Source organism: Microbacterium sp. 11MF (assembly GCF_000383475.1).
Taxonomy (GTDB): Bacteria; Actinomycetota; Actinomycetes; order Actinomycetales; family Microbacteriaceae; genus Microbacterium; species Microbacterium aquilitoris.
The window spans coordinates 897385-912002 of the sequence record NZ_KB911460.1 but is presented as its reverse complement, the minus strand read 5'-3'; the positions used below and the strand labels follow the sequence as shown (position 1 = coordinate 912002).

Here is a 14618-nt window from a genome sequence, read left to right as displayed (position 1 = left end):
GGCGCAGGCGGCACCGGGGCTACCCCTAAGATGAGACGCGGTTCCGAGTCCGCACCGGAGGGTCCCCCTTGGCACAGTTGCTCGTTCTGAGCTCCGCCGCCGGCGGCGACTCCGTCCTGCCCGCTCTCGAACTGCTGAGCCACCGCGTCCGGCAGATCCCTGCAGAGGCGGCGCAGCTCGTCAACGCCCCCCACGCAGACGTCGTCTTCGTCGACGCGCGGAAAGACCTCGTCGGAGCGAAGTCGCTCTGCAAGATCCTCACGACCACCGGGCACGATGCACCGCTCATCCTCGTCGTGACCGAGGGCGGATTGACCGCCGTCTCGCCCGACTGGGGCATCGACGACGTCATCCTCGTGGCCGCCGGCCCCGCTGAGGTCGATGCCCGGATCCGCCTCGCCGTGGGGCGCGTGTCCAAGGAGCAGGTCTCGACCCGCATCCAGACCTCCGGCATCACGATCGACGAGTCCTCCTATTCCGCGAAGGTCCACGGCCGACCGCTCGACCTCACGTACAAGGAATTCCAGCTCCTGCACTTCTTCGCGACGCATCCGTCCCGCGTCTTCACCCGCGAACAGCTCCTGAGCGAAGTCTGGGGCTACGACTACTTCGGCGGCACCCGGACCGTGGACGTCCACGTGCGGCGGCTGCGCGCCAAGCTCGGCGACCTCGAACAGCTCATCGGGACGGTCCGCAACGTCGGCTACCGCTTCAACGTGTACGAGGACGAGCAGCTGCCAGGCTCCCCCGCCTGAGCGCGACACAGCGGCATCCGCTCGTCGTGTTCACGCACGGGACACGTCCCCCTGCAATGATGTGGGGATGATCGACACCCAGGTTCACGACTCCGGACTGGGCGACGCGGACGACGACGACTTCGATGACGTCGTCGAAGCGTACGACTCGCAGCTCCCCGACAACCGCTATCTCGACCGCGAGCTCAGCTGGCTCGCCTTCAACCAGCGGGTTCTGGAGTTGGCGGAGGATCCGAACCTGCCGACCCTCGAGCGCGCGAACTTCCTGGCGATCTTCGCCAGCAACCTCGACGAGTTCTTCATGGTGCGGGTCGCCGGACTGAAGCGCCGCATCCTCACCGGACTCGCGATCCCCACCAACGTGGGGCGCGCACCGCTCGACGTGCTCACCGACCTCGCGACCGCCGCACACGCCCTCCAGGAGCGACACGCCGCGGTCTGGTCGGAGCAGGTGCGTCCCGCGCTCGCCGAGTCCGGCATCGAGGTCGTCTCGTGGGCCGACCTCTCGGACGAGGAGCGCGAGATCCTCTACGACTACTTCTCCTCGCAGGTGTTCCCGGTCCTCATGCCGCTTGCGGTCGACCCGGCGCACCCGTTCCCGTACATCTCGGGACTCTCGCTCAACCTCGCGATCCGCATCCGCAACGCGCGCACCGGCCGCCAGGAGTTCGCGCGTCTGAAGGTGCCCCCGATGATGCCGCGACTCGTCGAGGTCCGGAAGGACGGCAACACCGTCCGGTACCTCCCCCTCGAAGAGCTGATCTCCGAGAACCTCGGCGACCTCTTCCCCGGCATGGAGATCCTCGAGCACCACACGTTCCGCCTCACCCGCAACGAGGACGTCGTCATCGAGGAGGATGAGACCGAGAACCTCATCCAGGCGCTCGAGGCCGAGCTGCTGCGTCGCCGGTTCGGCCCGCCGATCCGCCTCGAGATCACCGAGGACATGGACGACGTGACGCTGTCGCTGCTGCTCGACGAGCTCGACATCACCGACAACGACGTCTACCGTCTGCCCGCCCCGCTCGACCTCCGCGGCCTGTTCTCGCTGTCGCAGATCGAACGGCCCGACCTGCGCTACCCGGCGCACGTGCCGAAGACGGCGACACCGTTCCAGCCCGCGGAGCAGAACGGCCGGGCGGATCTGTTCGCGGCCATCCGCAAGGAGGACATCCTCGTCCACCACCCGTACGAGTCGTTCACGACGAGCGTCGTCTCGTTCCTGCAGCAGGCCGCGCGCGATCCGCACGTGCTGGCGATCAAGCAGACCCTCTACCGGACCTCGGGCGACAGCCCCATCGTCGAGGCGCTCATCAACGCGGCCGAGAACGGCAAGCAGGTGCTGGCCCTGGTCGAGGTGAAGGCGCGCTTCGACGAGGCGGCGAACATCGGCTGGGCGCGCACGCTCGAGAAGGCCGGCGTTCACGTGGTCTACGGCCTCGTGGGCCTGAAGACCCACTGCAAGCTGCTGCACGTCATCCGAGAAGAAGACGGCGCGCTCCGCAGCTACAGCCACATCGGCACGGGCAACTACAACCCGAAGACGAGTCGCATCTACGAGGACTACGGCCTGTTCACCGCGAACGAGCAGGTCGGTCGCGACCTCACCCGTCTGTTCAACGAGCTCAGCGGGTACGCGATCGAGAAGAAGTTCAAGCGGCTCCTCGTCGCTCCCCTCCACCTGCGCAAGGGGCTGCTGCGTCTCATCGACGCCGAGCGTCGCAATGCGCTCGACGGCAAGCCCGCGTACGTGCGCATCAAGGTCAACTCGATGGTCGACGAGCAGATCATCGACGCCCTGTACCGCGCCAGCCAGGCGGGGGTGAAGGTCGACGTGTGGGTGCGCGGCATCTGCTCGCTGCGCACCGATCTGCCCGGGGTGAGCGATAACATCACGGTCCGCTCGATCCTCGGTCGCTACCTCGAGCACTCCCGGATCTTCGCGTTCGGCCACGGCGGCGAGCCGCAGGTCTTCATCGGCAGCGCCGACATGATGCACCGCAACCTCGACCGCCGCGTCGAGGCGCTCGTACGAGTGACCGCGCCCGCCCACGTGAACGAGCTCATCGAGCTGTTCGACCTCGCGATGGACGACTCGACCAGCTCGTGGCACCTCGGCTCCGAGGGCGAGTGGACGCGTCATCACCTGGCCGCCGACGGCACGCCGCTGGTGGACCTGCAGGAGAAGACCATGGCGGCGGTGCTCCGTCGGCGACGCCAGCGGGCGGTGCGATGACGGAGACCGCGGTCTACGCCGCAGGCGGCGTGGTGTGGCGGATGCTCGACGGCAAGCTCCTCGTCCTCGCCATCCACCGCACGAAGTACCGCGATGTGACGTTGCCGAAGGGCAAGGTCGATCCCGGCGAGACGCTCGCCGAGACTGCCGTGCGCGAGATCCACGAGGAGACCGGCATCCGCGTCAACCTCGGGGTCCCCGTCGGCGTCTCGACGTACCGCATGCCCAGCAAGCGGACGAAGATCGTGCACTACTGGAGCGCGCAGGCCACCGGGAAGGCCATCCGCGAATCGGCGTTCGTCCCGAATCGCGAGATCGCCGCAGTCGAATGGATGCCGGCGCGAAAAGCCCTCGCGAAGATGAGCTACCCGGTCGACGTGGAGATCCTGGAGAACTTCCTGCGCCTCGTCGACGACGGCGTGCTCGAGACCTTCCCCCTCGTCGTCCTCCGTCACGCGAAGGCGACGCCGCGGGAGGAATGGTCGGGAGCGGATGCCGAGCGTCCCCTCGCCGGTCGCGGCAAGAAGCAGGCGAAGTCGATCGTCGGACCGCTCCGCGCCTTCGGCGTGCGGCGCGTGTACTCGAGCGACGCGGTGCGCTGCGTCGACACCGTCGCACCGCTGGCGGAAGCATTGCGCCGCGACATCCACCGCACCTCGACGATCTCGCAGGACGCCTGGGATGCCGGCGATGCGGATCCGCGGACGCTGGTCGGCAAGCGGGTGCGCGCGCGCAAGTCCGCCGTGCTGTGCTCGCACCGGCCCGTCCTGCCCGAGCTGATGCACGAGATCGCCCTCGCGACGGGCACGGTGAAGGGCTCCTATCTGGGCGAGTCCTCCGCCCTCGAGCCGGGTGCGTTCTCCGTGGTCCATCTCTCGGCCACCAACCCCGGATCGGGGATCGTGGCGATCGAGACGCACGCCCCCCAGGTGTGATCGGCCAGACGAATCCGTTCGGACCGGGTTCGTTCACCTGTCGTTCACCTCTGGAGCGGAACCTGGTCACCGGCGGCTCTTAGCGTCGAGCCAGCCCCGCACCCGGGGTGTCCCGATCACCCGAAGGAAATCACACGTGAAGCTCAACCGCATCGCCCGCGTGGGCGCTGTCGCAGCAGTCGCCGTTCTGTCGCTCTCCGCTTGCGCGGCGAACGAGGGCACCCCCGCTGGCGGCAGCCAGCCCTCCGACGGCGGAACCGCTCTGTCGGGCACCGTCAAGGCCACCGGCGCCTCCTCGCAGGGCGCCGCCCAGCAGGCATGGACCGCCGCCTTCCAGAAGGCGAACCCGGACGTCACGATCAACTACCAGCCGACCGGATCGGGAACGGGCCGCGACAACTTCATCGCCGGCTCCAGCAACTTCATCGGCTCGGACCGCGCGTACACGGCCGACGAGATCGCCGCCGGCAAGTTCGGCGCCTGCGCGACCCCCGACATCATCGAGGTCCCCGCGTACATCTCGCCCGTCGCGGTCGTCTTCAACCTGGACGGCGTGAAGAAGCTCAACCTCACCCCCGAGGTCATCGCCGACATCTTCAACGAGAAGATCGAGAAGTGGAACGACCCGGCGATCGCCGACCTGAACAAGGACGTCACGCTCCCGGACCTCGCCATCACGCCCGTCTTCCGCGGTGACGAGTCGGGCACCACCGGCACCTTCACCTCGTACCTCGCCTCGGTCGCCCCGACGGAGTGGCCGTACGAGGACGACGACGCCTGGCCCGTCAAGACCACGCGCTCCGAGGCCGCACAGCAGACCTCGGGCGTCGAAGCGACCGTCAACGGCGGCAAGGGCACCATCGGCTACATCGACGCCTCGCGCGTCGGCGAGCTGGGCTCCGCCGCCATCAAGGTCGGCGACGACTTCGTGCCGTTCTCCTCGGAGGCCGCCGCCGAGCTCGTCGCATCGTCGCCCCTCGAGGAGGGCCGTAACGGCGGTGACCTCGTCTTCCAGGTCGACCCCGCGAAGGCTCCCGCCGGCTCGTACCCGATCGCTCTGGTGAGCTACCTCATCGGCTGCGCGCAGTACGAGAAGCCCGAGACCGCCGACATCGTCAAGGCGTACTTCTCCTACATCGTCAGCGAAGAGGGCCAGAAGGTCGCCAACGAGGCCGCCGGTTCCGCTCCGCTGTCGACCGAGGTCGCCGAGAAGGCCCAGACCGCGATCGACATGATCAGCGCCAAGAAGTAAGACCCTCGCTGCTGGTGGCTCCCGCTCGTCGGGAGCCACCAGCAGCACTCACGTCCGCCCCGCTTCCGACCCGAGGACTGCGATGCCCCCCACCACCGATCTGGTCGCCGACCAGGACACCGCCCGGCGACCGGTGCGCCGACGCGGCGATCTCGTCTTCTCGAGCACCGCGCTGGGCGCGGGCATCATCATCCTCATCGTCCTCGCCGCCGTCACGCTCTTCCTCATCGTGGAGAGCATCCCGGCCTTCACCGCGAAACCCGATGAGACGCAGTTCCTGAACGGGGAACCGTTCTGGCAGTACGTCTGGCCGTTCGTCTTCGGCACCCTCTGGGCCTCGGTCATCGCGCTCGTCGTCGCGACGCCGCTGGCGATCGGGATCGCCCTCTTCATCTCGCACTACGCACCGCGGCGGCTCGCCTCGGTGCTCGGCTACGTCATCGACCTGCTCGCCGCCATCCCCTCCGTCGTGTACGGACTCTGGGGTGCGCTGGTGTTCTCGCAGCTCCTGCAGCCGTTCTACGTCTGGCTGAACGAGAACTTCGGCTGGATCCCGTTCTTCGCCGGCGCGGTCTCTCCCGGCGGCCGCACGATCCTGACCGCATCCCTCGTCCTCGCGGTGATGATCCTCCCGATCATGACCGCCATCACGCGCGAGGTCTTCCTGCAGACTCCCGTCCTCCACGAAGAGGCGGCACTCGCCCTCGGCGCGACGCGCTGGGAGATGATCCGGATGGCCGTGTTCCCCTTCGCCCGCGGCGGCATGGTCTCGGGTGCGATGCTCGGCCTCGGCCGTGCCCTCGGCGAGACGATGGCCGTCACGATGGTCCTCTCGGCCACCGGCGCGGTCACTTTCCAGGTGCTCAACTCAAGCAACCCGACGCCCATCCCTGCGAACATCGCCCTGAACTTCGGTGAGGCGTACGGCGACGGCGTCAACGTCCTCATCGCGACGGGCCTCATCCTCTTCATCGTGACCTTCGCGGTCAACGCGATCGCCCGGTGGGTCGTCAACCGCCGTGCCGAGTTCTCTGGAGCGAACTGATGACCACCCTCACCCGCTCCGAGACCCGCACGCCCGTGGGCAACTCGCTCACCGCGGGACAGCTGCCGAAGTGGATGCCGTGGGTGCTGCTCGCCGGCGCGCTCGTGCTCTCCGGCATCCTGTTCGCCATCATGAACAGCAGCGGCGACGTGGCCGAGTTCAACATCGCGGGTGCCACCTTCGTGGGTGTCGTGCTGTTCGCGATCGTCCTCGTCATCCTGTCGAGCGTCGTCGAGACGCGGCGCCGCGCAGCCGACCGGCTCGCGACCGTGCTGGTGTCGATCGCCTTCACGATCGCGCTGCTCCCGCTCATCTCACTGCTGTTCACCGTCGTGGTCAACGGCATCGCCCGGTTCGACCCGACCTTCTTCTCCAACTCGATGCGCAACATCGTGGGTGAAGGCGGCGGCGCCGTGCACGCGATCTGGGGCACGCTCATCGTGACCGGCTGGGCCACCGTCATCTCGGTGCCGATCGGTCTCATGACCTCGATCTACCTCGTCGAGTACGGGCGCGGCCGGGTCGCGAAGCTCATCACCTTCTTCGTGGATGTGATGACCGGCATCCCGTCGATCGTCGCGGGTCTGTTCATCGTCGCCGTCTGCGCGCTGCTGTTCGGGCCGGGCCTCAACACGGGCTTCATGGGCTCGCTCGCCCTGTCGGTGTTGATGATCCCCGTCGTCGTGCGCTCCAGCGAGGAGATGCTGCGCCTCGTCCCGAACGAGCTGCGCGAGGCGAGCTACGCCCTCGGTGTGCCGAAGTGGCTGACGATCGTGAAGGTCGTCCTCCCCACCTCGATCGCCGGCATCACGACGGGCATCATGCTGTCGATCTCGCGCGTGATCGGTGAGACCGCGCCCCTGCTGCTGACGGCCGGGTTCACCCAGTCGCTGAACATGGACGCGTTCGACGGCCCTATGATGACGCTCCCGGTGTTCGTCTACGACCAGTTCCAGAACCCCGGCACGAACATTCCCGCCGCGCTCGAGCGGGCCTGGGCCGGAGCGCTCACGCTCATCATCATCGTCATGGCGCTCAACCTCATCGCACGCTTCGTCGCGAAGAAGTTCGCCCCCAAGTTCGGCCGCTGACCCGCGGCATCCGACAGAAAGCACCCCGAAGTGTCCAAGAGCATCGAAGTCAACGACCTCAACGTCTACTACAGCGAGTTCCTCGCCGTGGAGGGCGTGTCCCTCGACATCGAGCCCCGTAGCGTCACCGCCTTCATCGGGCCGTCCGGATGCGGCAAGTCCACGTTCCTGCGGACACTCAACCGCATGCACGAGGTCATCCCAGGCGCCCGCGTCGAGGGCGAGGTGCTGCTCGACGGCGAGGACCTGTACGGTCCCGGCGTCGACCCCGTGCTCGTGCGCCGTCAGATCGGCATGGTCTTCCAGCGTCCGAACCCGTTCCCCACGATGTCGATCCGCGACAACGTGCTCGCCGGTGTGAAGCTCAACAACTCGCGCATCTCGAAGTCCGACGCCGACGCCCTCGTCGAAAAGTCGCTGCGGGGTGCGAACCTCTGGAACGAGGTCAAGGACCGACTCGAGAAGCCCGGCTCGGGCCTGTCGGGCGGTCAGCAGCAGCGCCTCTGCATCGCACGTGCGATCGCCGTGTCACCCGACGTGCTGCTGATGGACGAGCCCTGCTCGGCCCTCGACCCCATCTCGACCTTCGCGATCGAGGAGCTCATTCAGGAGCTCAAGAGCGAGTACACGATCGTCATCGTCACGCACAATATGCAGCAGGCGTCGCGCGTCTCGGACAAGACCGCGTTCTTCAACATCGCCGGCACCGGCAAGCCCGGCAAGCTCATCGAATACGACGAGACCGGCACCATCTTCACCAAGCCGTCCGTGCAGGCCACCGAGGACTACGTCTCGGGTCGCTTCGGGTGATCCCGTAGTTCGGGACGAGGGATGCTGCGCGGGAGCGTGGTGTCCCTCGTTGTGGTTTGTGGGGGTGCGGGCGGCGTAGCGTTCGGGCGTGGCGTGGCGTGGGCGGCGTGGCGTTCGCGGATGCAATATGTGGCGGGCGACACGCGGCATCCCGAGCCTGAACGGCGGGGTGTCGCGGCGGGACTATTGCATCCGCGGACTTCTCCCCCGCGGGGGTGGGATGCCGGTTCTCCCCGACCAGCGCTGGGTGAGGCACGAGTGGGTCGGGCGCGGGCGAGGCTCGCGGGTATGTGCGAGCTCCGGCATCCGATCGTCCGTCTGCGGCAGCTGCTGGATGCCGGGTGGTCGCAACGGCGGGTGCAGCGAGCGCTGCGTTCCGGCGAGCTCGTGCGGGTGCGGATCGGCGTGTACGCCTGGCCCGAGACGTGTGCGGAAGCCCGCCTGGCTGCGAAGCACGGCGGGGCGCTGGCGTGCGTGACGGCGGCGCGGCACCGCGGGCTCTGGGTGCTGGACGACGATCGGATGCCGCATGTCTGGATGCGGCCCGGGCAGCGCACGTACGACGACTCCTGCGACTGCACCGAGCATTGGGATGCCGCCGGCCCTGGGGAGGACCGACGGGAACCGTCGTTGGCGAGGATCCTGCGACAGATCCTGACGTGCCACGGCGGTGAGGCGTTCTTCGTCGCGCTGGAATCCGCGCGACGGCAGGATCTGCTCGACGGCGACGACATGCGCTGGCTGAGCCGGAACGTGAATCAGGACGGGCGGGATGCGCTGGCGCTCAGCCGGGACGACGCCGACAGCGGACTCGAATCGATGCTGCGCTGGCGGCTGCGGGAGCGCGGGCTGCGCGTGCAGACGCAGGTACGCATCGCCGGCGTCGGCGTGGTCGACGCGCTGATCGGCGACCGACTGATCATCGAAGTCGACGGTCGCGATAACCACAACGGGCCGTCGCTGCGCCACAAGGACCTCGTGCGCGACGCCAACGCGGCGATGTGGGGGTACCTGACCCTTCGGTTCGACTACGCGCTGATCGTGCACGACTGGGACATTGTCGAGCGCGCGATCCTCGGGGCGCTCGCGGGGTTGTGAGCGACCGGGCCGCCGTGTGCGGATGCAATGGATCGGCGGCGACACGCGGCATCCGGGGCCCGCCACTCGGCGTGTCGGGGCGGGACTATTGCATCCGCGAACCCGCTGACGGGGCCGACGGGTCAGTCGCGCGGGCTGAGCAGGTACTGGTTGAAGGATGCCGTGAGTTCGGCGTCCACGGGCAGGGACCGCTCGTCGACGGCCGTGATGGGCGCGGCGAGGCGGACGCTCGAGACGAGCCAGGCGGCATCCGCGTCGTGGAGCGCCGACACGGGCAGGGTTTCGTACGCGGTCTCGAAGCCGCGCTCGGCGAGGTGGTCGAACAGGCTCAGCTGGGTGGTCCCGTGAAGGATGCCGCCGTTCGGCGCCGGCGTGACGAACGTGTCGCCTCGCCGGATGATGAGGGAGGCGGTCGGCGCCTCGAGCACGAAGCCATCGGAACTCACGAACACCGCGTCATCGGCACCGCGGCGCTTCGCCTCGCGGATCGCCGCCATGTTCACGGCGTACGACAGCGTCTTCGCGCCGAGCAGGAGCCAGGGCGCCCGCCCGGGCAGGTCGATGCTGTATCCGCGATCGAGGACCGCCACGGCGATCCCCTCGGTGCGCGGCTTCGTGAAGTCCGCCGCCGGCGCGACCGTCACCCACGCAGTCGGGGTGGGGCCGTGCTCCACACCGCGGCTCAGGATCAGCTTGATGACCGCCTCGCCCTCGCCCGACGCCGCCTGCGCGCGGATGATCGCCTCGCGCCACTGCTCGAGGTTCGGCGCGGGCAGCTCGCAGATCTCCGCGGAATGAGCCAGCCGCGCGAGGTGCGGCTCGACCTCCTGCGCATGACCGTCGACGACTCCGATCGACTCGAAGATCCCGTCGCCGCGCTGCGTGCTCAACTCCCCCACGGTGAGCGCCGGAGCGGAGGGATCGATCTCGCTGAACGTGTCGGCGAAATCGGTGCGCGCATCGTCGGATGCCGCGGGGTCGATCATGAGAGCGAAGCGCCAAGCCATGGCACGAAGCCTACGCGGCGGCATCCGTCCTCGTCCCCGTCAGCGGATGCGAGGGGATCGGTGGCGACACGCCCGGCCGCACGAAAATCCTCGGCTGACCGGAATACCTCGGGGGCCCCTCCGTTACACTTTTCTAGCCGGGCCGCAGTAACCCCGGGCTCCATCTTCAGCCGCTGCGAGCGGCCACGCGCCGAGAGGCGTTCTGCGGCCCGGCACTTTCATGTCTACGTGAGGCCGTCCCGGCGCCAGAGAGCCGCGGCCGCCGCCAGATCACTCGCATACGTGTCGAGGCGCAGGGCCCGCGTTGTGAACGTCGACGCCCGCATGGGCTCGCTCTCGTCGTAGTCGTCGGCGAGATCGGTCGCCCCCGCCGACACGACGCGCGAGAAGGATGCCGCCCGCTCGAGCGCGAGCGCGAAGTCGCCCGCGAACACTCCCCGCAGGATCAGGTCGATGAGCGAGACGAGCTCGTCGGGGCTCGCCGGAGCGGGCGCCCCCGCGATGACGACATCCGCCGACGACAGCCGCGTGCGCCCGCGCTCGTAGAGCAGTGCCGCGGTCGTCGGGTCGTCGTGGATCATCAGCTGCAGCAGGTAAAGCCGCCACAGCGCGCCAGGCAGAGACCGTGCGGGCGAGTGCGCCCAGAGCTCCGCGATCGTCGCGATGCCGTGCGCATCGGTGAAGGTGACGAGCCGGTCGATGACCTCATCGTGCGGCTGCTCCCGCACCCGCGACAGCAGAGCGGATGCCGTGGCGTGAGCCACGCGGCTGGCTTCAGCGGGATCGTCGGCAGCGAAGTTCCGGTCGAACGAATCGGGTGAGCGGCGGACCGGCTTGTGGAAGTCGCGGGACGCGTCGGACATCGTTCCAGGCTACCCCCGCAACGACGAACCCCGCCCGGACGGAGCCGAGGCGGGGTTCGTGGTGAGCGGGGGGCGATCAGGCGGTGGGGATGGCGATGATCGGCTTCGTCGTCGGCTTGCCATCGGGCGATCCGCCCGCCTGCTCGACGGTGACGGCGATCACGTCGCCAGGCTTGAAGTCGCCGTCGAGAAGTGCGGTGACGTCGTCGGACGGGTCGAAGGTGCCGGCGGCGATCGGTTCCTCACCACGGACGAACCACAGCTCGAACGTGCGGTCGTCGGCGATCTTGGGGGCGTCGTCGGTGGTCAGCACGACCTTGCCGAGCTCAGCCGACCAGTGGAGCTCAGCCTCGCCGCCATCGGCGAACTGTCCGGTGACGGTCTGCCCGTCGGGAGCGGACTCGATCTGCTCGAGAGCCTGGACCTCGAGGGGCGTACGAGCCTGCTCGACGAGCGAGCCCACTCCCCAGCCGATCCCGACGAGGAGAGCGGCAGAGGCGACGAGGGCGAACAGCCCACGGGTCCAGTTGCGTCGTTCCACGGTCTGGACGGCCTCGGTGGGCGGTCCGGCGGGAACGGTCTCGCGCTCCGGTTCGGGAGCGGGTACGGATGCGTCGGCGGCGGCCACCGGCATCCGCTGCGGCATCGCGCTGATCTGGTCGAGGAGACGTGCTCGCACCTCGAGCGGTGGGGCTTCTTCACCCATGCCTTCGGCCAGGAAACCCGCGACCTGTGCATCGGCGTCGACGAGGGCTTCCCACTCGGGGTGAGCGGCGAGGGCCTGCTGGTACGCCTGCTCGTCCTCAAGCGACAGAGCATCGAGCGCGTGCCCTGCCGAGAGTTCGGCGAACTCCTTCTCGTTCACAGTGTCACCCCCATCTCCTGTCGTAGGCGGTTCAATCCATCGCGCATTCGCGTCTTGATCGTTCCGAGCGGTGCTCCGAGGAGCGTTGCGATCTCGCTTTGGCTGTACCCCCCGAAGTAGGCGAGGGTCAGTGCTTCACGCTGGGCATCAGGCAGAGTCCGGAGTGCGCGCACGACGCGGCGTCCTTCGATCCTCAGCTCGACTTGCTCGGCGATGCTCTCTTCTTGTGTGTACGCGTCACGAGCTCCGACTCGCGCATCGCGGTCCGAACTGGACTGCGAAGCGCGAACTCGATCCACGGCCCGACGATGTGCCATCGTCAGGATCCAGCTTCTTCCTTGACCCTTGTTCGGAGCGAAGGCGGAAGCGGATTGCCAAATCTCGAGGAACACCTCCTGCAGGACTTCCTCGCTCTGGGAGGGGTCGACGAGGACCCGTCGGATCAGACCGAAGACGCGGGAGGACAGCATGTCGTAGAGCTCTGCGAAGGCCGCCTGGTCGCCACCGGCGATGCGGACGAGGAGCTCACCGGCATGATCTGCCGCCTGCCCGTCGTCGGGGACTTCAACACCGTCGATAACCATTCCGACAAGCATGCCATTACGCGCGCACCCAGACGCGCAGGCGCGAGTGGGAAGTCCTGGTGAGACGAGCAGATCGAGGTCGTTCCGTGGCCCCCCGGATCCCCGGAACGACCGCTCGGGAAAAAATCTCGGCAGATGTGCAATCCGTTTGCCTAGTGGTTCCGAAGACCTGTTATCGCCGCCGCAGAGGGCGGTCCCAACACATGGAGGAAATCATGCTCAGCACGAAGAAGAAGATGACCGCAGCACTCTCTCTGACGCTGGCCGGCGCTTTCGCCCTGGCCGGTTGCTCGTCGAGCGCGACGCCCGAGGCCGGGAACACCGATGACGGCATGCAGTCGCAGGCTCCGATGGAGTCGGCATCGCCCGAGGCCACCGAAGGCGGCATGGACACCGCGTCGAACCTCGTCGGTCCCGGCTGCGCGGACTACGCGGCAGCTGTTCCGGACGGCGCCGGCTCGGTCGAGGGCATGTCGAAGGACCCGGTTGCGACCGCGGCCTCGAACAACCCGCTTCTCAAGACGCTCACCGCTGCTGTCAGCGGCCAGCTGAACCCCGACGTCAACCTCGTCGACACCCTGAACGGCGACAAGTTCACCGTCTTCGCTCCCGTTGACGACGCGTTCGCCAAGATCCCGGCCGCCACGATCGACGGCCTCAAGACCGACTCGGCCACGCTGACCAAGATCCTCACGTACCACGTGGTCCCCGGCGAGATCGCTCCGGCTGACATCGACGGCACCCACAAGACCGTCGAGGGCCAGGACCTCGAGGTCACCGGCTCGGGCGACGAGCTCATGGTCAACGACGCCAAGGTCATCTGCGGTGGCGTCGAGACCGCGAACGCAACCGTGTACCTCATCGACTCGGTGCTGATGCCCCCGATGTAATTCACGGTCTCCTGACCGGCGGCGTCGTCGAAGCTCTGCGGGCTTCGGCGGCGCCGCCTCCTTTTGCGTTTCCTTCTTCCGGGGGATGCCGCGGGCGTGCATCCTGCCTAGCGTCGAAGCATGGCGGAGAACAACAAGCAGGAGATGTCGTTCGGACTGTGGATCGCGTTCGGAATGATCGGCGGCACGATCGCCGGAATGCTCTTCCTCGACAACATCGGCCTCGGCGCTGCCTTCGGCCTCTCGTTCGGGATCATGTTCGGCATCATCTTCAGCTCGCAGAAGAGCATCAAGTGACGGATGCCTCCACCCTCGCCTATTAGGCTGGATCACTGAGGGCCTCTAGCTCAGTCGGTAGAGCATCGGACTTTTAATCCGCGGGTCGTGGGTTCGAGCCCCACGGGGCCCACCTCTGTTGTCAGCCGCCGGGGCGGAGGACGGCCCAGCCCGCGTTCAATTCATCCGCGAACATCTTGAGCTGCACGAGGGTGTCCGCGTCGTAGGCGATGCCCTCGATCCTGCCGGGCGCGCCACAATCCTGGGTGACGGACGTCGGCCCGACGGGATTGGCCGGTTCCTCGCCTTCGGCGGGAGCCGGGGTCCATTCGAGCGTCACCCGGGCAGTCGACGGACTGCAGTCGAAGTCGATCACGTACCGCTCCCCGGCCTTCACCACACCCGAGACGGTCGCCTCGCCTTCGGAAACGCCGTCGGCCCCCTCGGCGACGAAGGTGATCCGCGAGAGCTCGTCGTCAGCGACGCCGGGTACGGCATAGTCGCCATCGACCGTCGCGGGAGCGCTGGGGACGGACGGCGTGGGAGAAGGCCTCACCGGCGGCGGAGTCGTCGTCGGGTCATCGCTCAGGTCGGTCGTGGAGACACACCCCGCGAGCACCATCGACGCGGCGAGCATCACAGCGGCAGTCCACATCGGGCGTCGGCTCATGGGCGCCACGTTACGTGCGAAGCAGGATCGGCCGAGGGTGCAGTGAAAGCGGAGACCGTAGTCCAAGCTCAAGAGACTCAAGGAGTCCGACGAGCGCTGGGGCGAATGACGGGCGGCTGCCCGCGCTCGTAGCCGCGGGACATCCGAGCAAGAAAAAGCCCCGACTGTTACCACACAGCCGGGGCGAGACGAATGAGAAGTCCGCCTATCGATCCCAACGCTACCGCGGCAACCTGAGAGT

At 67.8% G+C, this 14618-nt stretch carries 15 protein-coding genes and 1 tRNA gene; 11 read left to right on the top strand and 5 right to left on the bottom strand.

Translation table 11 applies throughout. The features are described from left to right. Positions 1-68: 68 nt before the first annotated feature. From H286_RS0111395 to H286_RS0111360, 8 genes are all read left to right on the top strand, one after another. The gene (locus H286_RS0111395; protein ID WP_018187136.1) at positions 69-755 is read left to right on the top strand and encodes a response regulator transcription factor; all 687 of its coding nucleotides are present in this window, start codon (positions 69-71) and stop codon (positions 753-755) included. 67 nt (positions 756-822) lie between these two features. Beyond that, positions 823-2991 (top strand): RNA degradosome polyphosphate kinase, encoded by a 2169-nt coding sequence (locus tag H286_RS0111390; protein ID WP_018187135.1) that lies wholly within the window; start codon positions 823-825, stop codon positions 2989-2991. Further along, on the top strand, positions 2988-3926 hold the full coding sequence (locus tag H286_RS0111385) for an NUDIX hydrolase (protein ID WP_018187134.1): 939 nt from the start codon (positions 2988-2990) through the stop codon (positions 3924-3926). The genes H286_RS0111390 and H286_RS0111385 overlap by 4 nt, the downstream gene beginning before the upstream one ends. A gap of 136 nt (positions 3927-4062) precedes the next feature. Then, positions 4063-5178 carry a phosphate ABC transporter substrate-binding protein PstS gene (locus tag H286_RS0111380; RefSeq protein WP_018187133.1) on the top strand — a complete coding sequence of 372 codons (1116 nt, stop codon included), beginning with the start codon at positions 4063-4065 and terminating at the stop codon, positions 5176-5178. Between the two features lie 82 nt (positions 5179-5260). Further along, positions 5261-6223 carry a phosphate ABC transporter permease subunit PstC gene (gene pstC / locus H286_RS0111375; RefSeq protein ID WP_018187132.1) on the top strand — a complete coding sequence of 321 codons (963 nt, stop codon included), beginning with the start codon at positions 5261-5263 and terminating at the stop codon, positions 6221-6223. Further along, complete coding sequence (pstA, locus tag H286_RS0111370) at positions 6223-7314, top strand: phosphate ABC transporter permease PstA (protein WP_018187131.1); 1092 nt, start codon at positions 6223-6225, stop codon at positions 7312-7314. The genes pstC and pstA overlap by 1 nt, the downstream gene beginning before the upstream one ends. A gap of 30 nt (positions 7315-7344) precedes the next feature. Further along, on the top strand, positions 7345-8124 hold the full coding sequence (gene pstB, locus H286_RS0111365) for a phosphate ABC transporter ATP-binding protein PstB (RefSeq protein ID WP_018187130.1): 780 nt from the start codon (positions 7345-7347) through the stop codon (positions 8122-8124). Between the two features lie 288 nt (positions 8125-8412). Then, the gene (locus H286_RS0111360; RefSeq protein WP_020098257.1) at positions 8413-9222 is read left to right on the top strand and encodes a type IV toxin-antitoxin system AbiEi family antitoxin domain-containing protein; all 810 of its coding nucleotides are present in this window, start codon (positions 8413-8415) and stop codon (positions 9220-9222) included. A gap of 122 nt (positions 9223-9344) precedes the next feature. Here H286_RS0111360 and H286_RS0111355 read toward each other — a convergent pair whose 3' ends face one another. The 4 genes from H286_RS0111355 to sigK all read right to left on the bottom strand — a co-directional run bounded on the left by H286_RS0111355 (position 9345) and on the right by sigK (position 12541). After that, a complete protein-coding gene (locus H286_RS0111355; RefSeq protein WP_020098256.1) occupies positions 9345-10229 on the bottom strand; it encodes an aminodeoxychorismate lyase in 885 nt (294 codons plus the stop codon). A 224-nt stretch (positions 10230-10453) separates the two neighbouring features. Further along, the gene (locus tag H286_RS0111350) at positions 10454-11092 is read right to left on the bottom strand and encodes a hypothetical protein (RefSeq protein ID WP_018187127.1); all 639 of its coding nucleotides are present in this window, start codon (positions 11090-11092) and stop codon (positions 10454-10456) included. A 76-nt stretch (positions 11093-11168) separates the two neighbouring features. Next, positions 11169-11957, bottom strand: coding sequence for an anti-sigma factor (locus H286_RS0111345; protein ID WP_018187126.1), 789 nt, complete (start codon positions 11955-11957; stop codon positions 11169-11171). Further along, positions 11954-12541, bottom strand: a complete 588-nt coding sequence (gene sigK, locus H286_RS0111340; RefSeq protein ID WP_020098255.1) for an ECF RNA polymerase sigma factor SigK — start codon at positions 12539-12541, stop codon at positions 11954-11956. Before sigK ends, H286_RS0111345 begins: the two co-directional genes overlap by 4 nt. Positions 12542-12756: 215 nt before the next feature. On the opposite strand from sigK, the gene H286_RS0111335 reads away from it, so the two are divergent. The 3 genes from H286_RS0111335 (at position 12757) to H286_RS0111325 (ending at position 13840) form a co-directional block, all read left to right on the top strand. Then, positions 12757-13431 carry a fasciclin domain-containing protein gene (locus H286_RS0111335; protein ID WP_020098254.1) on the top strand — a complete coding sequence of 225 codons (675 nt, stop codon included), beginning with the start codon at positions 12757-12759 and terminating at the stop codon, positions 13429-13431. A 120-nt stretch (positions 13432-13551) separates the two neighbouring features. Beyond that, a complete protein-coding gene (locus H286_RS15060; RefSeq protein ID WP_018187123.1) occupies positions 13552-13728 on the top strand; it encodes a hypothetical protein in 177 nt (58 codons plus the stop codon). A gap of 39 nt (positions 13729-13767) precedes the next feature. Continuing rightward, positions 13768-13840: transfer RNA gene (locus tag H286_RS0111325), tRNA-Lys, on the top strand. A gap of 9 nt (positions 13841-13849) precedes the next feature. Here the strand turns inward: H286_RS0111325 and H286_RS0111320 are convergent. Then, positions 13850-14377 (bottom strand): hypothetical protein, encoded by a 528-nt coding sequence (locus H286_RS0111320; protein WP_231370946.1) that lies wholly within the window; start codon positions 14375-14377, stop codon positions 13850-13852. Between the last annotated feature and the right edge of the window lie 241 nt (positions 14378-14618).